General features: G+C 44.6%; 17 protein-coding genes and 1 pseudogene. 11 read left to right on the forward strand and 7 right to left on the reverse strand.

All coding sequences use genetic code 11. The features are described from left to right. Positions 1-98 precede the first annotated feature (98 nt). From ITG10_RS00915 to ITG10_RS00925, 3 genes are all read left to right on the forward strand, one after another. Positions 99-1787: an NAD-dependent malic enzyme gene (locus ITG10_RS00915; protein ID WP_248386633.1), complete on the forward strand. Its 1689-nt coding sequence runs from the start codon at positions 99-101 to the stop codon at positions 1785-1787. Between the two features lie 160 nt (positions 1788-1947). Next, positions 1948-2748: an ElyC/SanA/YdcF family protein gene (locus tag ITG10_RS00920; protein ID WP_017631291.1), complete on the forward strand. Its 801-nt coding sequence runs from the start codon at positions 1948-1950 to the stop codon at positions 2746-2748. A gap of 195 nt (positions 2749-2943) precedes the next feature. Beyond that, positions 2944-4314, forward strand: coding sequence for a DASS family sodium-coupled anion symporter (locus tag ITG10_RS00925; RefSeq protein WP_017631290.1), 1371 nt, complete (start codon positions 2944-2946; stop codon positions 4312-4314). A gap of 210 nt (positions 4315-4524) precedes the next feature. Here ITG10_RS00925 and ITG10_RS00930 read toward each other — a convergent pair whose 3' ends face one another. Both ITG10_RS00930 and ITG10_RS00935 read right to left on the reverse strand, forming a co-directional pair. Next, positions 4525-4875, reverse strand: coding sequence for a GlpM family protein (locus ITG10_RS00930; protein ID WP_017631289.1), 351 nt, complete (start codon positions 4873-4875; stop codon positions 4525-4527). 124 nt (positions 4876-4999) lie between these two features. Beyond that, positions 5000-6294, reverse strand: a pseudogene (locus ITG10_RS00935) (GGDEF domain-containing protein). Between the two features lie 304 nt (positions 6295-6598). Here ITG10_RS00935 and ITG10_RS00940 point away from each other — a divergent pair. After that, a complete protein-coding gene (locus tag ITG10_RS00940) occupies positions 6599-7423 on the forward strand; it encodes a DUF2797 domain-containing protein (protein WP_029235797.1) in 825 nt (274 codons plus the stop codon). Between the two features lie 125 nt (positions 7424-7548). Here ITG10_RS00940 and ITG10_RS00945 read toward each other — a convergent pair whose 3' ends face one another. Further along, a complete protein-coding gene (locus tag ITG10_RS00945) occupies positions 7549-8841 on the reverse strand; it encodes a GGDEF domain-containing protein (RefSeq protein ID WP_017630587.1) in 1293 nt (430 codons plus the stop codon). 284 nt (positions 8842-9125) lie between these two features. Further along, on the reverse strand, positions 9126-10010 hold the full coding sequence (locus ITG10_RS00950) for a LysR family transcriptional regulator (RefSeq protein ID WP_026084212.1): 885 nt from the start codon (positions 10008-10010) through the stop codon (positions 9126-9128). A 207-nt stretch (positions 10011-10217) separates the two neighbouring features. On the opposite strand from ITG10_RS00950, the gene ITG10_RS00955 reads away from it, so the two are divergent. Further along, complete coding sequence (locus ITG10_RS00955; protein WP_017630585.1) at positions 10218-10889, forward strand: type 1 glutamine amidotransferase domain-containing protein; 672 nt, start codon at positions 10218-10220, stop codon at positions 10887-10889. Between the two features lie 155 nt (positions 10890-11044). Here ITG10_RS00955 and ITG10_RS00960 read toward each other — a convergent pair whose 3' ends face one another. Both ITG10_RS00960 and ITG10_RS00965 read right to left on the reverse strand, forming a co-directional pair. Further along, positions 11045-12280 carry a cysteine desulfurase-like protein gene (locus tag ITG10_RS00960; protein ID WP_017630584.1) on the reverse strand — a complete coding sequence of 412 codons (1236 nt, stop codon included), beginning with the start codon at positions 12278-12280 and terminating at the stop codon, positions 11045-11047. Then, a complete protein-coding gene (locus ITG10_RS00965) occupies positions 12264-12920 on the reverse strand; it encodes a 2OG-Fe dioxygenase family protein (RefSeq protein ID WP_017630583.1) in 657 nt (218 codons plus the stop codon). Before ITG10_RS00965 ends, ITG10_RS00960 begins: the two co-directional genes overlap by 17 nt. A gap of 1090 nt (positions 12921-14010) precedes the next feature. On the opposite strand from ITG10_RS00965, the gene ITG10_RS00970 reads away from it, so the two are divergent. From ITG10_RS00970 to ITG10_RS00980, 3 genes are all read left to right on the forward strand, one after another. Beyond that, positions 14011-14334 carry a hypothetical protein gene (locus ITG10_RS00970; RefSeq protein ID WP_017630581.1) on the forward strand — a complete coding sequence of 108 codons (324 nt, stop codon included), beginning with the start codon at positions 14011-14013 and terminating at the stop codon, positions 14332-14334. Continuing rightward, positions 14327-14605, forward strand: coding sequence for a hypothetical protein (locus tag ITG10_RS00975; protein ID WP_017630580.1), 279 nt, complete (start codon positions 14327-14329; stop codon positions 14603-14605). Before ITG10_RS00970 ends, ITG10_RS00975 begins: the two co-directional genes overlap by 8 nt. A 632-nt stretch (positions 14606-15237) precedes the next feature. Next, positions 15238-15786 (forward strand): hypothetical protein, encoded by a 549-nt coding sequence (locus ITG10_RS00980; RefSeq protein ID WP_164913295.1) that lies wholly within the window; start codon positions 15238-15240, stop codon positions 15784-15786. A 253-nt stretch (positions 15787-16039) separates the two neighbouring features. Here the strand turns inward: ITG10_RS00980 and ITG10_RS00985 are convergent, their stop codons facing one another. Continuing rightward, complete coding sequence (locus ITG10_RS00985) at positions 16040-16417, reverse strand: DUF6575 domain-containing protein (protein WP_017630578.1); 378 nt, start codon at positions 16415-16417, stop codon at positions 16040-16042. Positions 16418-16730: 313 nt separating this feature from the next. On the opposite strand from ITG10_RS00985, the gene trxB reads away from it, so the two are divergent. From trxB to cydC, 3 genes are all read left to right on the forward strand, one after another. Then, positions 16731-17690: a thioredoxin-disulfide reductase gene (gene trxB, locus ITG10_RS00990; RefSeq protein WP_017630577.1), complete on the forward strand. Its 960-nt coding sequence runs from the start codon at positions 16731-16733 to the stop codon at positions 17688-17690. 161 nt (positions 17691-17851) lie between these two features. Beyond that, positions 17852-19636: a cysteine/glutathione ABC transporter permease/ATP-binding protein CydD gene (gene cydD / locus ITG10_RS00995; protein WP_248386634.1), complete on the forward strand. Its 1785-nt coding sequence runs from the start codon at positions 17852-17854 to the stop codon at positions 19634-19636. Beyond that, positions 19629-21350 carry a cysteine/glutathione ABC transporter ATP-binding protein/permease CydC gene (cydC, locus tag ITG10_RS01000; RefSeq protein ID WP_017630575.1) on the forward strand — a complete coding sequence of 574 codons (1722 nt, stop codon included), beginning with the start codon at positions 19629-19631 and terminating at the stop codon, positions 21348-21350. The genes cydD and cydC overlap by 8 nt, the downstream gene beginning before the upstream one ends. Positions 21351-21404 lie beyond the last annotated feature (54 nt).

Genomic DNA, 21404 nt, shown 5'->3' on the forward strand with positions numbered 1-21404 from the left:
ATCATTTTGTTTGCTAAGATCGGAGGGAAACTATTTACAATTGAATAACTAAACCGTTATCATTTTTCAGTTACCCTTTCTCCCATATTAGGCATCCAATGAACAACGATAAACGCCCTCTATATATCCCTTATGCTGGTCCTGCTCTACTAAGTACCCCTCTTTTAAACAAAGGCAGCGCATTCTCTGCAGAAGAACGCAGTTCTTTCAACCTTGAAGGTTTGTTACCGGAAACAACCGAAACAATCCAAGAGCAAGTAGGACGTGCATACAAACAATATTGTAACTTCGAAAGTGATATGGATAAGCATATCTACCTTCGTAACATCCAAGACACTAATGAAACGCTTTTTTATCGTTTAGTTCAAAACCACATTTCTGAAATGATGCCTATCATTTACACGCCAACGGTTGGCGCAGCATGTGAGAACTTCTCAAATATTTACCGTCGTGGCCGTGGTCTATTTATCTCTTACCCGAACCGCGATCGTATCGATGATCTACTGAATAATGCGACAAACCACAATGTTAAAGTCATCGTGGTTACGGATGGTGAGCGCATTCTTGGTTTGGGAGACCAAGGTATCGGTGGTATGGGTATTCCAATCGGTAAGCTAGCACTTTACACAGCGTGTGGCGGCATCAGCCCAGCTTACATGCTACCAATCGTTCTTGATGTAGGTACAAACAACCCTCAACGTCTTGCTGACCCAATGTACATGGGCTGGCGTCATCCTCGTATCACAGGTGCTGACTACGATGCATTCGTTGAAGAGTTCATCCAAGCAGTTCAACGTCGTTGGCCTGATGCTCTAGTTCAGTTCGAAGATTTCGCACAAAAGAACGCAATGCCACTGCTTGAGCGCTACAAAGATCGCATCTGTTGTTTCAACGATGATATCCAAGGCACAGCAGCAGTAACGGTAGGTTCTCTACTTGCAGCATGTAAAGCAGCAAACAGCAAATTGTCAGACCAACGTATCACCTTCTTGGGTGCGGGTTCTGCGGGTTGTGGTATTGCTGAAGCTATCATTGCTCAAATGGTGTCTGAAGGTATCAGCGATGCACAAGCTCGCTCTCAAGTTTACATGGTTGACCGTTGGGGTCTGCTACAGGAAGGCATGCAGAACCTGCTTGATTTCCAACAGCGCCTAGTTCAAACCAACGCGAATACTAAAGATTGGGAAAGCGATGGCACTGGCTTCTCACTACTAGACGTTGTTCGTCAAGCTAAACCAACAGTATTAGTTGGTGTATCTGGTGCGCCGGGTCTGTTCAGCAAAGAAGTTATCAAAGAGATGAACCTTCACTGCGAACGCCCTATCGTGTTCCCACTGTCGAACCCAACTAGCCGTGTTGAAGCAACGCCAAACGACATCATTCGTTGGACTGATGGCCAAGCACTTGTTGCAACAGGTAGCCCATTTGAGCCAGTGGTTCACAATGGTACTACTTACCCAATCGCTCAGTGTAACAACAGCTACATCTTCCCTGGTATTGGCCTTGGTGTATTGGCTGTGAACGCTTCACGCATCACTGACGAAATGCTAATGGAATCAAGCCGTGCGCTTGCAACGTGTTCTCCGCTAGCAATCAACGGTTCAGGCGCTCTACTTCCACCATTGGAAGAGATCCACACGGTATCTAAGAAGATCGCTTTTGCTGTTGGTAAGAAAGCGATTGAACAAGGTGTTGCACTAGAGATCACTGAAGAAGCGCTACAACAAGCGATTGACCAGCACTTCTGGCAACCGGTTTACCGTCGCTACAAGCGTACTGCATTCTAATAGAGCGTACTTGTTCTCAAATACCACTCTTACAAGAGCCTCTGCAATCGCAGGGGCTTTTTTCTTTACACTGTCTTGTCTTTTTAACTGATTTTTCTCATTTTTATTTGGTATTATCGAGCACTCAAAAATTAATGCTCAGTCAAGGACCATGCCGAGAGTGAAATTCGATTCTCACATTTACCGTAGCTACCTATCAAAAGCTTACAAAAAACTGCAAGGTTTTCTGTTTGGCGCTTTCCTCGTGTTCTTAGTAGGCAGCGCTTCGGTTATTGCGATCGATTATTGGGTTTCATGGCAAGCAGAAGATCGCATCATTTACGATATTGATGAAGTGCCTGAGCTTGAAGTTGCAGTGGTGCTTGGTACCAGCAAGTATTTGGGCAGAACACTCAACGACTATTATAAGTATCGAATCGAAGCCGCGATTGAGCTCTTCGACCGTGAAAAAGTCGACCAGTTTCTGTTAAGTGGTGATAACGCTCACCGCTCTTACAATGAGCCGTGGACCATGAAACGCGATTTGCTGAAAGCGGGTGTGCCTGATGAGCGCATTAATCTCGATTATGCAGGGTTTAGAACATTAGACTCGATTGTTCGTGCTAAAAAGATCTTTGATACCGACAACTTCCTGATCATCACTCAGAAATTCCACTGTGAAAGAGCACTGTTTATCGCTAATTCTTACGATATACACGCGCAATGTTTAGCGGTTTCAGGCCCTACTCACCATTCGGGTACGTCTATCCGTTTACGTGAAGTTTTTGCGCGTGCGAAGGCGTTCTTAGACTTGTATATTATGGGGACAACGCCAAAGTTCCTTGGACCTAAAGAGCCGATTCAACCGAGTCCAAAACCGGAATCATTTCCGATTCCAAACCCTATGACTGACCCCTCTGTAAACCCTGTTGTAGATCCTACAACAAGCCCTATTACAGACCCAGCAGAGACGGATGTGTAGAAAACTACACATTTTGAATTTGTTGCCTCACATTTCCCCACTGTTACACAAAAACACACCAACACGCCTTTATTAACTTAGGTAACATTCTCCCAACAAAGTCTGACCCTACATCAAGCTATATACCTCGAAATAATAAGCACGGCTCAATGAAGTTATGCACCTATAAAACGAGGATAACAAAAGGAGCGTCTTATGACGGCACTTGTTACTACACTGAAACACTGGTTGTTCACCCGCAACAGCATGATATTAATTGGTAATTTCATGTTATTTGCTCTGTTAATCAATACCCTCCCTTTCGAAACACAAGTCAATACTGGTCTGAGTATTCTCGTGTTTGTCGCCGTTTTATGGTTAACCGAAGCAATTCACGTCAGCATTACTGCTCTGCTCGTTCCACTCTTAGCTGTGTTGTTTGGTGTGTTCAACACATCGGCTGCATTGGCAAACTTCTCGAACCCAATCATCTTCCTATTCATGGGTGGTTTTGCCCTTGCTGCTGCGCTCAACAAGCAAGAGCTCGATAAGGCGATTGCCGACAAAGTACTGCTGATTGCAAAAGGCAGAATGTCGGTGGCGGTGTTCATGCTATTCGGTGTGAGTGCGGGTTTATCGATGTGGATTTCGAACACAGCAACCACTGCAATGATGCTTCCCCTCGTTCTTGGCATCATGAACAAAGTTGACCAAAGTGAAGACCGCAACACGTACGTGTTCGTGCTGCTGGGTATCGCTTACTGTGCTTCGATTGGTGGGATCGCGACCTTGGTGGGTAGCCCACCGAACGCAATCGCAGCCGCTGAAGTGGGTTTGAGCTTTACTGAGTGGATGGCGCTAGGTCTTCCAATCTCACTTATCTTGATGCCAATCGCGATGTTCATTCTTTATGTGATGACGAAGCCTAAGCTTGACCACAAATTCGAGTTAGACCACGCACCTGTTGAGTGGACAAACAGCAAAAAAATCACGCTGTCTATCTTCTTACTAACGGTTACGCTTTGGATTTTCGGTAAGCCAATTAATGCAATGATCGGCGGCTTCTCTAAGTTCGACAGTTTGGTAGCGATTGGTGCGATTGTACTATTAGGCGCTTCTAGAGCGGTTGAGTGGAAAGATGTTGAGAAGACGACAGACTGGGGTGTATTAATCCTGTTCGGTGGCGGTATCTGTCTAAGTAACATTCTTAAAGCAACAGGCACCAGCGTTTTCCTAGCACACTCACTGAGTGGCTTCTTAGAAACAGCAGGCGTTCTACTAACGATTCTAGCGGTAGTTGCATTCGTAGTGTTCCTAACTGAATTCGCAAGTAACACAGCCAGTGCAGCGCTTCTGGTGCCGGTATTCGCAACCATCGCTGAAGCACTTGGTATGTCGCCAGTTATCTTGTCTGCACTGATCGCTGTTGCTGCGTCTTGTGCCTTCATGCTTCCTGTTGCAACACCACCAAACGCAATTGTATTTGCCTCTGGTCATATCAAGCAGAAAGAGATGATGCGAATCGGTATGGTACTAAACCTAGTTTGTATCCTAGTACTGACACTGTTCGCTTGGATTTTCTGGTAAGCAATAAATGCTCCCCTAAACGGGCTGCAGTTCCCCCACTCAGCCAATATAAAAAGCCCGCTCAACATGAAACATACACTGAGCGGGCATCCAAAGAAACAATAAAACGCTTTTCCCTTTTGGTGGCTCTTCGCCACCTTTTTTGTTTCTAAACTCTAGCCTTCCAATTTTTAGCTAACCAGCTCATCAATGACTAAATCGCACTGGGTACTAGATTGCACTCGGGACTAGACGCGTCCAACCCAACAGCAACATAGATGCACACAGAACCCACACGACAGTTGCCAATGACAACGTCGACACCAAGTTGTAGCGATAACTAAACACATAGACCGCACCAAGATAAGCCGCGTATGGCACAAGAGAAAACAGGCCAAACAAGGCTGTGGTTCGCAACTCCACCATGGTTTGTTCCGTGCCGACAATGTAGTGGGCAATCAAAGCAAAAGTAGGAAACAGCGGCACAAGGCCAGAGATATAAAAGCTCTTACTTTTCGACAACAGCGCAATCAATAAAACAGCCGCTGCACCCAGCAAGCATTTAAAGAACAGGGAAATCATTTCAATACGTTATCCAAACAAACCAACAAAAGGCTCTAGAGGGTAAACTCATATAGCGCCCATAAAAACGCCACACGTCACATATGCACGTGTGGCTTATTAAGTAATCAAAACAATTTGCAGATTAGTGACTCAAGATCACCTGATTGCGTCCTGAGTGTTTAGCTTGATAGAGCGCTTCATCGGCGCGAGCTATCGTCTCTGTCACCCTCTCTTGTTTCATCTCAGCGATGCCAATACTGCAAGTCAGCGGGTCGCCATGAACCCAAAGGTGCTGGCTGACTAAGAGTCGAATTTTCTCAGCCTTTCTTTGTGCTTCGCCAAGATCAGTCTCTGGGCAAAAAACGATAAATTCTTCACCGCCCCAACGCACCAGTTTATCGATCGCACTGATAGAGCTGCCCACTACCATGCTGAATTCACGCAGAATATGGTCACCCATTTGGTGTCCGTATTTGTCGTTCACACTCTTAAAGTAATCAATATCGAGATAGAGCATACTCAGCTTACCGTGGCCTTGCTTCACGTGCTGCGATTGCATCTTCAACCAATCACGAACTGCGTGTCGATTGAGAATCCCCGTTAGCTCATCACGGTGCGCTTTCTCAGAGAATTCAAAGTTCTGTTCTCTCAATGCTCGGTTCACGTTCTTTAAGTGGTTGTGTCTCTTCTCTGCAATCACCATACGCTTTCTTGAGCGATGTAATTCTGAAAGTAAGAACACAGTGCCCGTGCCGACCCAGATAAATAGCAAGATCAAGAACAAGCTTTCCGCAGAGATATACGAGCCTTCAAACTCAATGCTGCGAATAACAATTCGATGATGGCCTAGCTTCGCACCCGATGCGGTAGCAAATTCGACCATATTCACGTTCGAATATTCCGGCGCTGAGTGCTCTAACGCCACATCATTGTCGGCTAACCACCATGTCATCACTTGCAGGTTTTTGATCGGAATCTCAATCACACCACCATCGATTCCTGGAGAAAACTCCATCCCGTTGTACTTGTGTGTGACTCGTCATCAGGAACAGAATAAGCAGGATTGTAGTTGCGTAAGTAAGTTCTCAAACGGCCACTAGAGTCCGCCTCCGCATGGTAATCAATATTTACTCTAAAGGTGTGATACTGAGAGAGATCGAGGCCTTCGGTAATGTCTGGATTAATACGAATCGACAGGCCGCAATAAGGCCAAGGATATTCCGACTCTTTAAGTTCACAGTCGAGAATATACTGCCCATTTTCGTAGGATAATTGGGATGTACTGACGCCCCTATCAACTCGATCGCTGGTAGCGATAAATTCATATTTATCAGGGGTTATTGCTGTTATCACACGATTTCCGCTCACACGGTAATACTGCACAATGGCAAGCGTTGCGATAACGAGAAATATAACAATCTTATGGATCCACTTCACGTTTAAGCTTCCGGCTTAAGGTCCCTATAGTTGGGATTTCACGATAAAAAAACAAGTCAGATAAATTAGTGATCTTAATACCAATAAATCACTAAAAAACGTTATATCACGCCCGAACAAAATGTCATACTATATTTTTATGCATGTATTTGCTGTTGATTATTCACGGCCAGAATCAAGTAATATTGCGTATAAAAACAGGTTCTATTTGTTATACTCATCGCATAATCATCGTTAACCGTACTGCCTGCTCACAGCGCAATCGAGTCGACGAAATAATAATCAAAATACAACGAGTAATGTCATGTCTTTATTAGCAAAAGGAACACTCAAAAAGATGAGTGCTTCCCTTGATGGCGCGGTTACCTACCGTTTGCCTGTAGGCGAAGAGTTTGTAGAACTAAACCCTCTGATTGGTAAAACCATCAACCTCACCCACACTGGCAATATTTTTTGCTGCTCATGCGGTAAGAAAACCAAAAAGAGCTACTCTCAAGGCCACTGTTTTGTGTGCATGAAAAAGCTAGCGAGCTGCGACATGTGCATCATGAAACCAGAGACTTGTCACTACGATGAGGGAACGTGTCGCGAGCCTCAATGGGGTGAAGAAAACTGCATGGTTGATCACTTCGTTTACCTATCGAACACGTCTAGCCTTAAGGTTGGTATCACGCGTCACACTCAAATCCCAACACGTTGGATTGACCAAGGTGCGACTCAAGGCCTACCTATCTTGAAAGTAAAAACTCGTCAGATTTCTGGCCTGATTGAAGTTGAATTGGCAAAACACATCGCCGACAAAACCAACTGGCGCACGCTGTTAAAAGGCGATGGCGACGATATGGAATTGGTCGAAAAAGCAAAAGAACTGTTGCCATTGGTTGAGGATAAAATCCAAGAGATCCGAGCAAAGTTTGGTGACGATGCTATCGAAATTCTGAGTGAGAACATCACTTCATTGAGCTACCCAGTTGAACAGCACCCAGTTAAGATTGTGTCGCACAACTTCGATAAGAACCCTGAGGTATCTGGTGTGCTGCAAGGCATTAAAGGCCAATACCTAATCTTAGATACGGGCGTAATTAACATCCGTAAATTTGGCTCTTACGAAGTTGAGGTTTCTGCATAATTTGTAGAACTTGAGCGCTTCTAATTGTTAGCGATCTGTCGCTGATAGCCAAAACGAAAAATGCCCTGAAGCTCATTACTTCAGGGCATTTTAAATTAAAAACCAGTGTTACTTATTATCAGGATCTAAAGCGCGACCACATCGCCACACACGCGATTCTTACCAGCCGCTTTCGCGCGATAAAGGGATTGGTCGGTCACATTCACAAGCGCATCGATAGAAACCGTTCCTTCACAAGCTCGGCTATCACTCACACCGATACTCACACTCACATTAAAGCGAATGTGCTCATCAATCTTAAATTCGGTTTGATTAAACTGCTCTCGGATCTGATCAGAGACTTGACGCGAAACCTGAGGCGACGCATTTGGGATAAATACGATGAACTCTTCACCGCCCCATCGACCTGCAACACCGCCCACAGCCTCAACATTACGTTTGGTAATATCAGCCAATGCGCAAATCACCTCATCACCCACCATGTGCCCGTAGGTATCATTGATCGATTTAAAGTCATCGATATCGAGCAGCATACACACGAGGTGAATCTCAGAGACAAGGTGCTCTCTCAGCCACTCATAAATCGCTCTGCGGTTAAGCAAATCGGTCATTTCATCGTAATTCGCTTGGTGAACTAACTGTCTTTCCAACATCACCTTTTGAGTCACGTCTTCGAGCACGACCTGAACCGCAGGCTGGCCTTTCCAAGTGATCGCATTATCGTAGATATTGAAGAAGCGATGAACACCATCTAAACCAATATTTTCGACCACATTGCTCATGCCTGAAGGCTTACCCGAAATCACCGATTGGTAACGTTGATAGATGCTTTCGACATTTTGCTTCGGTACCAAATCGAGTATAGAGTCTAGCTTCAAGGCTTGCTCAATCGACTCTCCACCTTGAAGTTTTACCCAAGATTGGTTAACCATTAACGGCTTAAAATCTCGATGAACCAAGATGCCCTGACCGGATTGCATGATCATATCGTGGTACATCTTGTCTTGCTCGCGCACTACGTTTTGTAGCTGAATCGCAGGAGAAAGATCGATAACCGTTACTTGCAGTGCTGGCCTCCCTTGCCATTCAGTGACATGGTCGATAGAGAACACAGTGAACTCTCTGTCATGGCGATCAACATTGGTGTAAGTATGCACCTGCGGGTCGCGTTGACCACTGACGGTTTCAAGGTAATTTTGGTAGGCGAGAACGTGAAACTCTTCTGGAATGAGGTCCAGAAAGCTATCTATATTGGAAAGTAGTTCTTCGGGTGATTGGTATCCATAAATACGAGCATAATTAGCGTCAACACTAACTACATTCATATCTTGAATAGTTATTACGCCGTACGTGGATTCGAAATTTATTGAAGACATTGCCAACTCCGCATTATAGCTATACTTCACGAACTGGAGCATAACAACACATCCTGCCAACGCTTCCACACAATCTATCACACGCTAGGGACATTAATATGCCATCTAGTATATCGTACTGTCGCGGCCTTCTCTACAACTCAATCGTTAACACGAGTTAGTAAAAGTAGACAAGCATCTCAATCCCATTATTCGCGTCAAAAAACAGAAATAGATAACCTATACCAATGTAACCATTATCCTTTTCTATTTTTGGCTTTAATCTGATGAAAGAACCCGCCCCCTACCACTTCAAATCCTGTTCGCTATTCTTTTAAACCTACGAGCTATTCATTCCAATCAGAGAAGTAGGAAACTAAGAAGTCGATAGCCAACCGTGCTCTCTGAGGAAGAAAACGACGGTTCTGATAAACAATCCAACTGCTTGTGCCCGATCCCCAATACTCTTCTAACACAGGAACGAGTTTTCCATTGCTAAGGCCACCATTGAAGCTGCTTTTAGGAAGATAAACGATACCAAGCCCCTCTTCGCAAGCTTTCAGTACCGCGCTTGAATTGTTGCTTCTCCAACGACCATGCACTCTTACTGCAGTTAGCGGCTTTCCATCCTTCTCGAACAACCACTGGTCACTGTTGGCGATAATACAGCTGTGCAACTTGAGTTGTTCTGGATTCGCTGGCGTACCAAACTCAGCAATGTAATCTTTGCTTGCTGCCGCGGCCATCGGGCGATCAACCAGTTTTCTTGCCACCAGCCCTGAATCGTCTAATCGACCGTAGCGAATGGCGAAGTCGATACCATCCTCGATGAAGTTCACCATCTTGGTGTTGAAGTTCATTTCAATAGTCAGATCAGGATGATCTTTCGCAAATTCCATCAGCGCCGCGGCAACATGATTCTCAGCAAATGCGCCCGCCGCACTGACACGTAAAGTACCGCTAAGCTGAGTTTGCTGAGACGTGACTTGTTCATTCGCTTGTTGCAGCCCAATCACCAAGTCTTTGCACTGTTGGTAATAAGTATGCCCAGACTCGGTCAAACTCACCATACGTGTTGAACGCGCAAGCAGAGCCACCCCCACTCTCTCTTCCAATCTTGAAACCTGCCGACTCACATGGCTGGTACTGCAACCTAACTGTTTGGCGGCAGCTGAAAAGCCGTGGCATTCGGCGACCGCAACAAATTCATTAATCCCTTCAAAGCTATCCATACTTAATCTACTCGCATTCTATCTTTGCTATATAGCAACAATGTTTTGCCTGTTTCGCATATTATCACCTAATTGGTTTGGAACTAGTATTAGATACAACAAGACGACGATAGCTAAGTAACAACACGGTACCTAGATCTAAGCTCTAAGCGCCTAACGAAAAGCGTCTGCACCTAAATAAAAAACAGCAGCTCAAAGGGATGAATCATGAAAAAAATACTAATTCCAGTAACTAACCACGCAACACTTGGCGATACAGACCAAGCTAACGGTACTTACGCTCCAGAACTTACCCACGCTCTGAAAGAGATCATGGCTGCTGGGTTCGAATACGACATCGCTTCTATCAATGGTGGCAAAGCGCCACTCTACGGAACGGATATTGAGGGAGATGTGGTTAATGCTGATATCTTGGCGGATGATGATTTCCAAAACCGCATTAACAACACGATTCCAGTAAGCCAAATCAATGCAGAAAGCTACGACGCTATCTTCTACCCAGGTGGATTCGGTTTGCTTTCAGACTTAGCAGCCAACGAGCAGTTCGCTAGCATCGCCGCAAAGCATTATGAAGATGGTGGTATTGTCGCGGCAGTATGTCACGGCCCAGCAGCCCTACTTCCTATCGTACTGAGCAACGGCGAGAAGCTACTAAGCTCTAAATCGGTGACTGGCTTTACACGTGAAGAAGAGATCGACTTTGGCACCATCAACGACATTCCATTCCTACTGGAAGAGTCGCTTGCTCGTAGTGCAGCACGTTTCAACAAGGTTCAACCTTGGCAAGAGCTTGTGATTGTTGATGAGCGAGTGATTACAGGTCAGAACCCAACCAGCGCACACGCAGTGGGTGTCGCCATTGTTGAGCAGCTCTCTTAGTCGAATCGCTGTCTTGATTAAGTCACTGGCGCTAACTAAATAAGCGCGGTGAAACGAAAAAGAGCATACTTCCTACTCAATATTATTGAGAGAAGTATGCTCTTTTCTAATTCTGTCGCTATTAAGTGCTAGTGCCTTATTGCTAATTACTTCTACTAATGGCTTCGCAAGATCCCTTCAAGCACATTGAACAGCAAGTCGATCTCTTCAATCGAGTTGTAATGCATACAACCAATACGCACCACGCCCTGCTCTTCAATACCCAGCTGCTTCACCAAACCTAGAGCGTAGAAGTGTCCGTTCCACACACAGATATTATGCTCACCCAGCTTCTTAGCGATGAACTCTGGCGAGTGGTTATCAAAGGTGATGGCGAACGTTGGCGTTCTGAGGTTCGAATCAAACTCCGTTTTACCATAAAGTTTCGCCCCTTCCAGATCGCCTAAGCGTTTTAGGAAGTACTCACTCAGCAGGCTTTCATGTTTGTTATAAAGCGCGTAGCTTTGCTCTAAACGAGAACGCAGTGAATCTGTTGGCTCACCAAACTGCGCTAAATAATCCACCGCTGCTATCACACCGGCAAGGCCTTCGAAGCTTTGTGTTCCTGTTTCAAATCGACCTGGACCAATGTTAGTGGCAGGCTCTACCTTGTAAGGCTTTAACGTATGCAGCCATTGAGGTGCAATGTAAGCAATACCCACATGCGGGCCGAAGAACTTATAAGCTGAACACGCTAAGAAATCACAATTCAGTTGTTGAACATCGATCAGATGATGAGGAGCATAATGCACAGCATCAACATAAACCTGCGCACCGTGCCGATGTGCAAGCTCAATAACTTTCGCCATATCAACAATCGAGCCAGTGGTGTTCGAAGCAAACGTCACAGCAACCAGCTTGGTCTTCTCATTTAGCAGAGACTCAAAATGCGCCATATCTAGGCTGCAATCCGACTCGTCTACACGAACTTGGCGAACAATCGCGCCTTTGTCGTCGGCCGCTTGCTGCCAGCTCGATACATTCGAGTAATGGTCTAACGCAGTGACGATAACCTCATCGCCCTCTTTCCAATCGCGGCTGATCGCTCGGCTAAGTTGAAAGGTCAGAGATGTCATGTTCGCACCGAACACAACGTTGCCAGAAGACTCCGCATTAAGCAGTGCTTGTGCCGCTTCTCTCGCTTGCTGCATTAAACCTGTGGTCTTCTGGCTAGAAAAGTAATGACCGCCGAGGTTTGAATTAAAGTGCCCTAGGTATTCCGTCATAGATGCTAAAACATTTTCAGGAACCTGAGAGCCACCCGGCCCATCAAAAAAGGTCACTGGCTTGCCATTATGGTATTGGCCTAGCGCGCTAAACTGCTGGCGCACATCATTAAGAGTGAAGGACATTGCGCGCATCCTTAGCCGTTAGAACAAACACATCCATATAGCCCATCTCATCGTGGTCTATGGTACGAATCGGCTGTGCGTTGTGCCAAAGCTTGCTGTCGGCTAGCATTGCGACTTCACCATCGCCTAACACTTTTCTGAAAAACGGTGCTTCGTGGCTATCTTGATAAAGCATCACTTCACCACCAACGATGTTGTGACGAGTAACACCAATGATCGCGATGTGGTCGAAGCCGTCTTGGTGAACACCTTCTGGTGCAACCTGAGTTTCTTCAAAAATAGCGGCAATGCGGATTTGATGGATTTCGATTTCCTGCCCGTCTTCAAGCCCGTTGGTTTCAATAAACAGTTCACACATCTCTTGCATGCCTTCACTGCCTAAAATATTCGCTTCAATCGGTTCGAACTGACGAACAACGTCACCTTGAAAGTGATTAATGTCTTCAGACTGAACAAAGTTATGTTTGTCTAGCTCAACGACTTGTCCATTACTGAATTCAACCACTGAGTACCTTCTCAATCGGAACTGACCATCCGCATGCTCTGTGCTTGGTAGCTTAGAGAATGATGGTGACAACTCCTTAACTGCGTGGTTACTGAGGTGGGTAATATGTAGGGTATTTTCGTGAGCGTGTAACATCATCGACTCCTTAATGATTGTTAATTTACTTTCGATATTTAACGTTTTATTTACATAAAGGATACTTGAAGATCTTGCCAAATCAACATTAAACAACCATTTATCCCGTCAGATTTAATAATTAAGACAATAACTCCAACCTGGAATCCAAAAGTAGTGTATAACACCAGAATAAAAGATGACCAACTCTTAAAACTAGCACACTCCACTAGCTAGTTATAAATCTCTGTAAATTTAAATTTAACGATATTATTAACTAGCAGGTGGTCTTTCATATTGTGTCAGCCCTTTCGCTTCAATACGCCAGCCTTCTTGCATGAATTCAGGCATCACGCTCGCCATCATTCATTTCTATGCTTTTGCACAGCGAAATACGACCTACCTATCAATCGCCAAGCTATTGATTATTTACACAACAAACTGAAATTGGTTAATTTATCAGTAAGCCAGAAACCAAACGCCTTTGCTTGCGCGTCTGGAACAGGTCGAGTTCGGGGGGAACTCGGCCGCCCTCAATCAATTTGCTTCCTTTCACGCATTGGTCTCACTTACCTTTCAACCACGAAGATGTTTACCTCTATTAAGCTCTAACCTCAAATACCTATCGTTATGCTCAATAACACAACTGAATGTCGATAATGCTCAGTTTCAACTGCCGTGCCGCCTAATTCGAATTGGTGATGTGATTTATGTGAAATGCTTGAAGGGGAATATTGCGAAAGGAATTTATTTAGTGGTTTCAGGCAACTAAGAGGTGAGCGTTTGAGCGGGTCTGAACAATGGAGGTTGCTTCAAAATCATCGGCATGTATTCACAAATATTAGGCGTTCATCCCTCACACGTTAATGCACCAATATTGACTAGGCCTTTTACTCATTCACATGCTGTTCGCTGTTAATCTCCGCGATGTATCACAGGGGTAAATTCGACTTAAATATCAAACCCCACGTATCCGTTAACACTTCTAAGTAATGCTAGATTAACCATTTGCTCTTCATAGATTTGACAGTTATATTTGCTCTTCGAAAAACTGGATGCATATAGGGTTACTATCGTCGGTAGGCAAAGTAACCTACATAGGAAGAAATAAGTGAACAATCAAGTAACCACTATAAAGAATCCACTCACTATCATTGCAATATTTGCTGGTATTGTTGAGATTAGTGCTACGCTGGTGTTGCCGTTTATCGGTGCTGAAGTCCAGTCTATTTACATCTGGTTTTTGATTGGGTTCCCAACTCTATTGGTCACTATGTTTTTTTTAACGCTTAATTTTAATAATGCAGTATTATATGCACCTAGTGATTTCAATGATGACAAGGGTTTCCTAGCCTCAAATAACAAGAGTCTAGTATCAGAAGTTCACGTTAAATCGACTCAAGTAGAGCAAGGTTTTAGGTTTTCAGATGAATAAATTTACTGATTGTAAATTCGAAAATACAACAATTGGTTTGGATAACACGATATATAAGAAATGCACTTTTACAAACTGCGTGATTGAGTATGCCGGTGATGGACCAATATCCTTAGAGTCTTGTGAATTCAATAACTGTCAGTGGACTTTAGTTGGCGCAGCTCAAAATACCATGCAATTTTTGTCTACAATGCATCATAGTATGGGTGACTTTGGCAAGCAGATGGTAGATGCTACATTCAACAATATCAAGAAACCACGCGCTTCTTGATTTTTGGGAGCTTAGACTCCGGTGGCTCACGTCCAAACTACCTTACTCTAACGTTTACTAATTTAGCTCAAAAAATCGAGGTGCAAATTCATCCGCTGTGATGTATTATATTGTATATGATTAATATAAGTATGAGGTTGCTATGAGATTACAGACACTTTCTTCCTACAGGTTGAAAACTAAAGCTGTTGCAACTGAAAAAACTTTCACGGCCCCAAGCGGTGTTAGGTTCTCTATATTTGTATCAAATGAATCAAAAGTAATTTCCCAATACTACGTCGTAGAATCACATTGGGAATCAAAATCGAAAGTAATACCGCTAGCTCACCTACAGGTAAGTAAAACTAGTGGCTCTGTTAAAATTGCTGCTTTACAACCTGAGAACTGGGGCGTAAAGCTAGATCGAAATGAGCTACTTAATAGGATTGTTAGTTGCCTTCCCGAAACTACCACATCTAATAAGATTTTGGTTGCACATTAATTGAATCGTGGAATAATGGCCGTACGTATATCAGTAACGGCTATTATAACGGTTTATGGCTCCAACCATCATTGCAGACACTCATGACAAAATTCCTCTAAGCTCCGAAGAGTTAAGAGAATTTCACCTAGACACTCCTTTAGAAGTCCTAATGTTAGAAGACGTTGGACCAGATAGCATTTCAGTTCAATTTTCACTTTTAGAAAACGAAGACTCCGGTACTGTATCAGTTGAGTTAATAGAAGACGGCAATGTCTTAGAAGTCGTCGGGAATATTGATTTTGTTAAGCTAAATGATCAAGCCCCTTGCTTAGATAATGGAGTCCAAATTAAAAGTGCTTATTTTAATGCTGATTATCGAGGTATAGGTTTAGGTTGTACTGCTTACGAGCTTATAGCCAAGCACCATTTACTAGTAAGTGATGAAATTCAGACGCGTGATGGTTCTGCATTATGGAAGTTTAAGCTAGGTGACCACGATGAGCTTGAGATTAATATCATCATTCGTCCTGCTAATGGTGACCCATTTACGATGTGTGACAGTGATGACCACCCTATTGTCTATAATTATACCAAAGAAGAACTGGAACCCAAGATTTGGGGGCTTGAACGCCCTGATGATGAATCGCACCCATCTATTGATGCGTCTAGGGATTTTAATCGAGAAAATGTAGTACTGGTTGCTATTAGAAGAAGCTGACACGTGAATACTTAGGTAATGTTGTTGTCAACTTCTCGCTATTAACTAGGTTCTTTACTATTCCTTGAGATAACTCTAGCCAGTTTAATAACATGAGTCGAAGATTTTTATTTCTAACTCAGATTGAACCTCTAGCAAAGCCATACCTAACAAATTTTTTTGAGCAGACAAAAGTTGACCCGTAGGCAACTCCAGCTTGTAATCGTGAACTCTAAATTATCTCTATTCTTTTGTCACACCAATTTATCTCCCCTTAGACTCCTTCAAGGTCGATTTCAAAATCAACGGGCGGTAGGTTTATTAAGTGCTTGTTAGTAGCATTCAGTTGTTCGACTTTCGCGGGCTTACCTACTTCGTTTGTGTAGATAGTCGCTAAATACAGCTTGTCTGAACGGTAGAATACATCGTGAAAGCTCACTTCTTTATTTAGCAAACTGGCTAGCAATGGTTTGGTTACCGGAATGTAAGCCCACTTAATGCACTGGCCGTTGTCATAGTCCCCACTCCAATACACCATAAACCTTTGGGTATTTTCATTCTTGACCGAAAAGCACTTCGGCCCTAAGACGTCTTGATACACTTCCAGTAGTTCCAATTTACCTAGCTGTGTGCCTGTTGGGAGTAAGTTCATTGCTCGTTCCTCATCTTTCTAACGTTGCCTATCAAACCTTGCCTATAATCCTATAGTTAAATACTGTTTTTATATACAGTTATTTGGGCGTATTTTGATATGCCCGTTCGAAATCGAAAAGACGGCAGCAACAACCCTTGAAGAAGACGGTGGTCTCGCCGATCTTTAAGCCACGAAAACGTTTGTCTCCATTAAGTTCTAACGTATAACGATTAATTACACTTCTGCCCTTGTTTACACTTTTATTGCCTCCATATTTTCCATACAATCCTAAGCGATTATAAATAAAAACAATTTCAATTTCGGAGTCCTCATGAGCGACGTAAAGCACTGTAATTTATTGATTCTTGGTTCTGGCCCTGCTGGCTATACAGCTGCAGTTTACGCTGCTCGTGCAAACCTAAACCCAGTACTTGTTACGGGTATGCAGCAAGGTGGTCAGCTTACAACCACAACAGAAGTGGAAAACTGGCCGGGTGATGCTGAAGGTTTAACGGGTCCAGCTCTAATGGATCGCATGAAAGAGCACGCAGAGCGCTTTGAAACAGAGATCCTGTTCGACCACATTAACGAAGTCGACCTATCTAACCGCCCTTTCCGTCTTAAAGGCGATTCTGGTGAGTACACGTGTGATGCATTGATCATCTCAACGGGTGCATCAGCTAAGTACCTAGGTTTAGATTCTGAAGAAGCATTTAAAGGCCGTGGCGTTTCTGCTTGTGCAACGTGTGATGGTTTCTTCTACCGCAACCAGAAAGTGGCGGTTGTTGGTGGTGGTAACACGGCTGTTGAAGAAGCACTTTACCTGTCTAACATCGCGTCTGAAGTTCACCTAGTTCACCGCCGTGATACGTTCCGCGCTGAAAAGATTCTAGTGAAGCGTTTAATGGACAAAGTAGAGAACGGCAACATTGTTCTTCACACTGATCGCACGCTAGACGAAGTTCTAGGCGACGATATGGGCGTAACTGGCGTTCGTATTAAAGATACTCAGTCTGATAAGGCAGAAGACATCGAAGTAATGGGCGCATTCATTGCTATCGGTCACCAACCAAACACTGAAATCTTCAAGGGCCAAGTTGATATGAAAGATGACTACATCATCGTTCAGTCTGGTCTTGAAGGTAACGCAACACAAACAAGCATCCCTGGCGTGTTCGCTGCGGGTGATGTAATGGACCACAACTACCGCCAAGCAATCACTTCTGCTGGTACAGGTTGTATGGCTGCACTGGATGCTGAACGCTTCCTAGATGGCCTTAACGATAAGTAAATCTGAGATTGCAGATTTGATTATCGGTGCTCTCGCCTCAGTAGATGCAGGGCGTCATCACATTTTGTTGTAAATCCCTAAAGCCCAGTGGTATATCCACTGGGCTTTCTTTTGTATACTAGCCGCCCTCAACAAATAATAATTATCATTAAGCCTTCATAATGGATAAGAAAAAACAACGCAGCTTGAACAAGTGGCTTAAGCAACAGAGTAAGTTAGCGAAACGCTGGCTTATGATTGCGATTAGCCTTGGCGTACTTTCAAGCGTGTTTTTAATTGCTCAAGCAGCTCTTCTCGCCTCTATTCTTCACCAGTTGATCATCGAGAATGTCGATAAGTCTGAACTGGTTGGTCATTTTGCTGGCTTGGCACTTTCGGTCGTTGGCCGTGCGGGCTGTACATGGGGTCGTGAAATCGCAGGTTATCGCTGTGGTGAACAGATCCGTTTTTACATTAGGCAGCTCATTCTCGATAAATTACGCGAACTTGGCCCTGCTTACATCAAAGGTAAGCCTGCAGGTACGTGGGCAACCTTGTTGCTAGAACAAGTTGAAGACATGCAAGACTTCTTCTCTCGTTACTTACCTCAGATGTCTTTGTCGGTAATGATTCCATTCATTATTTTGGTCGTGGTGTTCCCAGTAAACTGGGCAGCTGGCCTTATCTTCTTGCTGACTGCGCCACTGGTACCAATGTTCATGGCATTGGTTGGCATGAAAGCAGCCGATGCAAATCGTAAAAACTTCAAAGCGCTTCAGCGTCTTTCAGGTCACTTTTACGACCGTTTGCAATCCATGACAACGATTCGTCTTTTCGACCGTACTAGCGCTGAAACAGAAGTATTGAAAGGTGCATCAGAGGTATTCAGAACGCGCACTATGGATGTATTGAAGATCGCTTTCTTGTCTTCTGCTGTGCTTGAGTTCTTCACGTCTATCTCTATTGCGATGACGGCGGTTTACTTTGGTTTCACTTACATCGGCGAGCTTAACTTCGGTCACTACGGCGTTGGCATTACGCTATTCGCTGGTTTGTTTATCCTTATCTTGGCTCCTGAGTTCTACCAGCCTCTACGTGACTTAGGTACTTTCTACCACGCGAAGCAACAAGCAGTGGGCGCAGCCGAGAGTATTGTTGAGTTCCTAGAAACCGACATCACTAAGGTTAAATCAGGTGACACGCAACTGGACCCAGCTCAAGGCATCAATATTGAGGCTCAAGACCTTAAAGTATTGAGCCCTGAAGGTGTTCAACTGGTTGGCCCTATTTCGTTCGCACTGAATACTCGCCAATCAACTGCATTAGTTGGCCCAAGCGGTGCGGGTAAAACAAGTTTGATCAACGCCATTCTTGGTTTCATGCCTTATGAAGGAAGCTTGAAAATCAATGGCGTTGAATTGCGTGATTTAGACTTGGCATCTTGGCGTAAGACAATCAGCTGGGTTGGCCAAAACCCATTGTTGCTTCACGGCAGTATTCGTGACAACGTCACTCTAGGTAAGCAAGATATTACCGATCAAACTGTTCAAAACGCACTTGAGCAATCTTTTGCTAACGAGTTTGTAAACGAGCATGGCTTGGATTACATGATTTCTGATCGTTCAGGTGGCCTGTCTGTTGGTCAATCTCAGCGTTTGGCTTTGGCTCGTGCAATGATTCAAAACGGCCAATTCTGGTTGTTAGATGAACCGACTGCCAGCCTAGATACTCGCAGTGAGCAGTTAGTGATGAAAGGCATTAACAGCAACATCGAAAGTCGCACTGCCCTGCTTGTGACGCACCAACTTGCTCCTCTTCAATCAGTCGATAACATTCTGGTTATGCGCGACGGTGGTCTTGTGGAACAAGGTCATTACTCTCAGCTTTCGACTGCGGGTGGTTTATTCGAAGAGATGCTAAACGCGAACTTAGCTCAACAAGATAATAAGGGTAATTTAGATGCGTGATTTACTGCCTTACCTGAAACTCTATAAAAAGCATTGGTTTGGCCTATCGCTAGGCATGCTATTGGCTTTTGCTACTCTGTCGGCTTCTATCGGCTTGTTAACGCTATCGGGTTGGTTCATTTCAACTTCTGCGGTTGCTGGCCTTACGATTGCGCGTGAAACCTTCAACTACATGCTGCCGGGTGGCGGTGTACGTGGTCTGGCAATGAGCCGTACTGCGGGTCGTTGGGGTGAACGTGTTGTTAGCCACAATGCGACATTCAAGCTACTGACTGATCTGCGTATCTTCTTCTTCAAGAAGCTAGCTCCGCTGATCCCAGGTCGTATCTCAAACCTACGTGACGCCGACCTACTTAACCGCTTGGTTGCCGATGTCGACGCCATGGACCACGTTTACTTGCGCTTAGTAAGCCCAGTGACGGTTGGTGTGTTGGGTATCTTCTTCCTGACTCTGTTCTTGATGTGGTTCGATAGTTCGCTTGGTTTGATCTTGGGTTCTATCCTTCTGATCATGCTGCTAGTTTGGCCTGTCTTGTTCTACAAGCTGGGCAAACGTAACGGTGGTGAGCTGACACAAAACAAAGCAGACCTTCGTGTTACAACGCTAGATTGGATTGAAGGCTACAGCGAACTGACTCTGTTCGGTGCGGAAGAGCGTTACCGTAATGCGATTCTAGAGACGCAACACAAGCTGATGGCGAATCAGTTTGTGAACGCTAACCTAACCGGTATGGCTTCAGCAGCGCTCATGCTGTTCAACGGTTTGACGCTGGTTCTGATGCTTTGGCTTGCGGCTGACGGCGTGGGTGGTAATGCACCAGATCCGTTCATCGCGCTAATGGCGTTCGCGACTATGGCAAGTTTTGAACTATTGATGCCTATTGCAGGCGCGTTCCAGCATTTAGGTCAAACTCTGTCATCAGCACGTCGCTTGAATGAAGTGATTCTGTCAGAACCTGAAGTTCAGTTCGCTGAAGAGAAGCTCGACATCAACAAGCCGCTTGATATTACGTTCTCAAACGTAACGTTCAACTACCCTGACTCTGAGCGCAGTGTTCTGAACGCTGTTGACCTAACTATCCCTGCTACGAATAAAGTCGCGATTGTGGGTCAAACGGGTTCTGGTAAATCGACACTGATTCAGCTTCTAACTCGCTACTGGGATCCGAAAAAGGGTTACATCTCTATCGCGGGCATTGAGCTGACACAATGGAACGAATCACAACTGCGTGAATCTATCAGTGTGGTAAGCCAACGTGTCGACATCTTAAACGGCACGTTGCGCGACAACTTGCTGATTGCAAAACCAGATGCCAATGATGATCACCTAGCGAACATCCTTAAAGACGTTGGCCTAGAAAAGCTGCTTGAGAATACTGCACTTGATAGCTGGTTAGGTGACGGTGGTCGTCAACTGTCTGGTGGTGAGAAGCGCCGTATTGGTATTGCACGTGCAATCCTTCATGATGCCCCTATCCTACTGCTGGATGAGCCAACAGAAGGCTTAGATAAGCAAACAGAGCAGAGCATCATGGCACTGTTCGAGAAGCACTTTGAAGGCAAGACGGTTATCTTCATTACGCACCGTTTGATTGGTCTGGAATCGATGGATTCTATCGTTCTGATTGAACAAGGTGAGATTGTAGAAAACGGCTCTCACGAGACACTACTGAACGAAAAAGGACGTTACTTCCAACTTCGTCAGGCAATCTAGCTTCTCTTTAGCTACAAAGAAAACCATTCTAAGCCCGAGTTCATACTCGGGCTT

This window comes from Vibrio sp. ED004 (genome assembly GCF_023206395.1).
GTDB lineage: Bacteria > Pseudomonadota > Gammaproteobacteria > Enterobacterales > Vibrionaceae > Vibrio.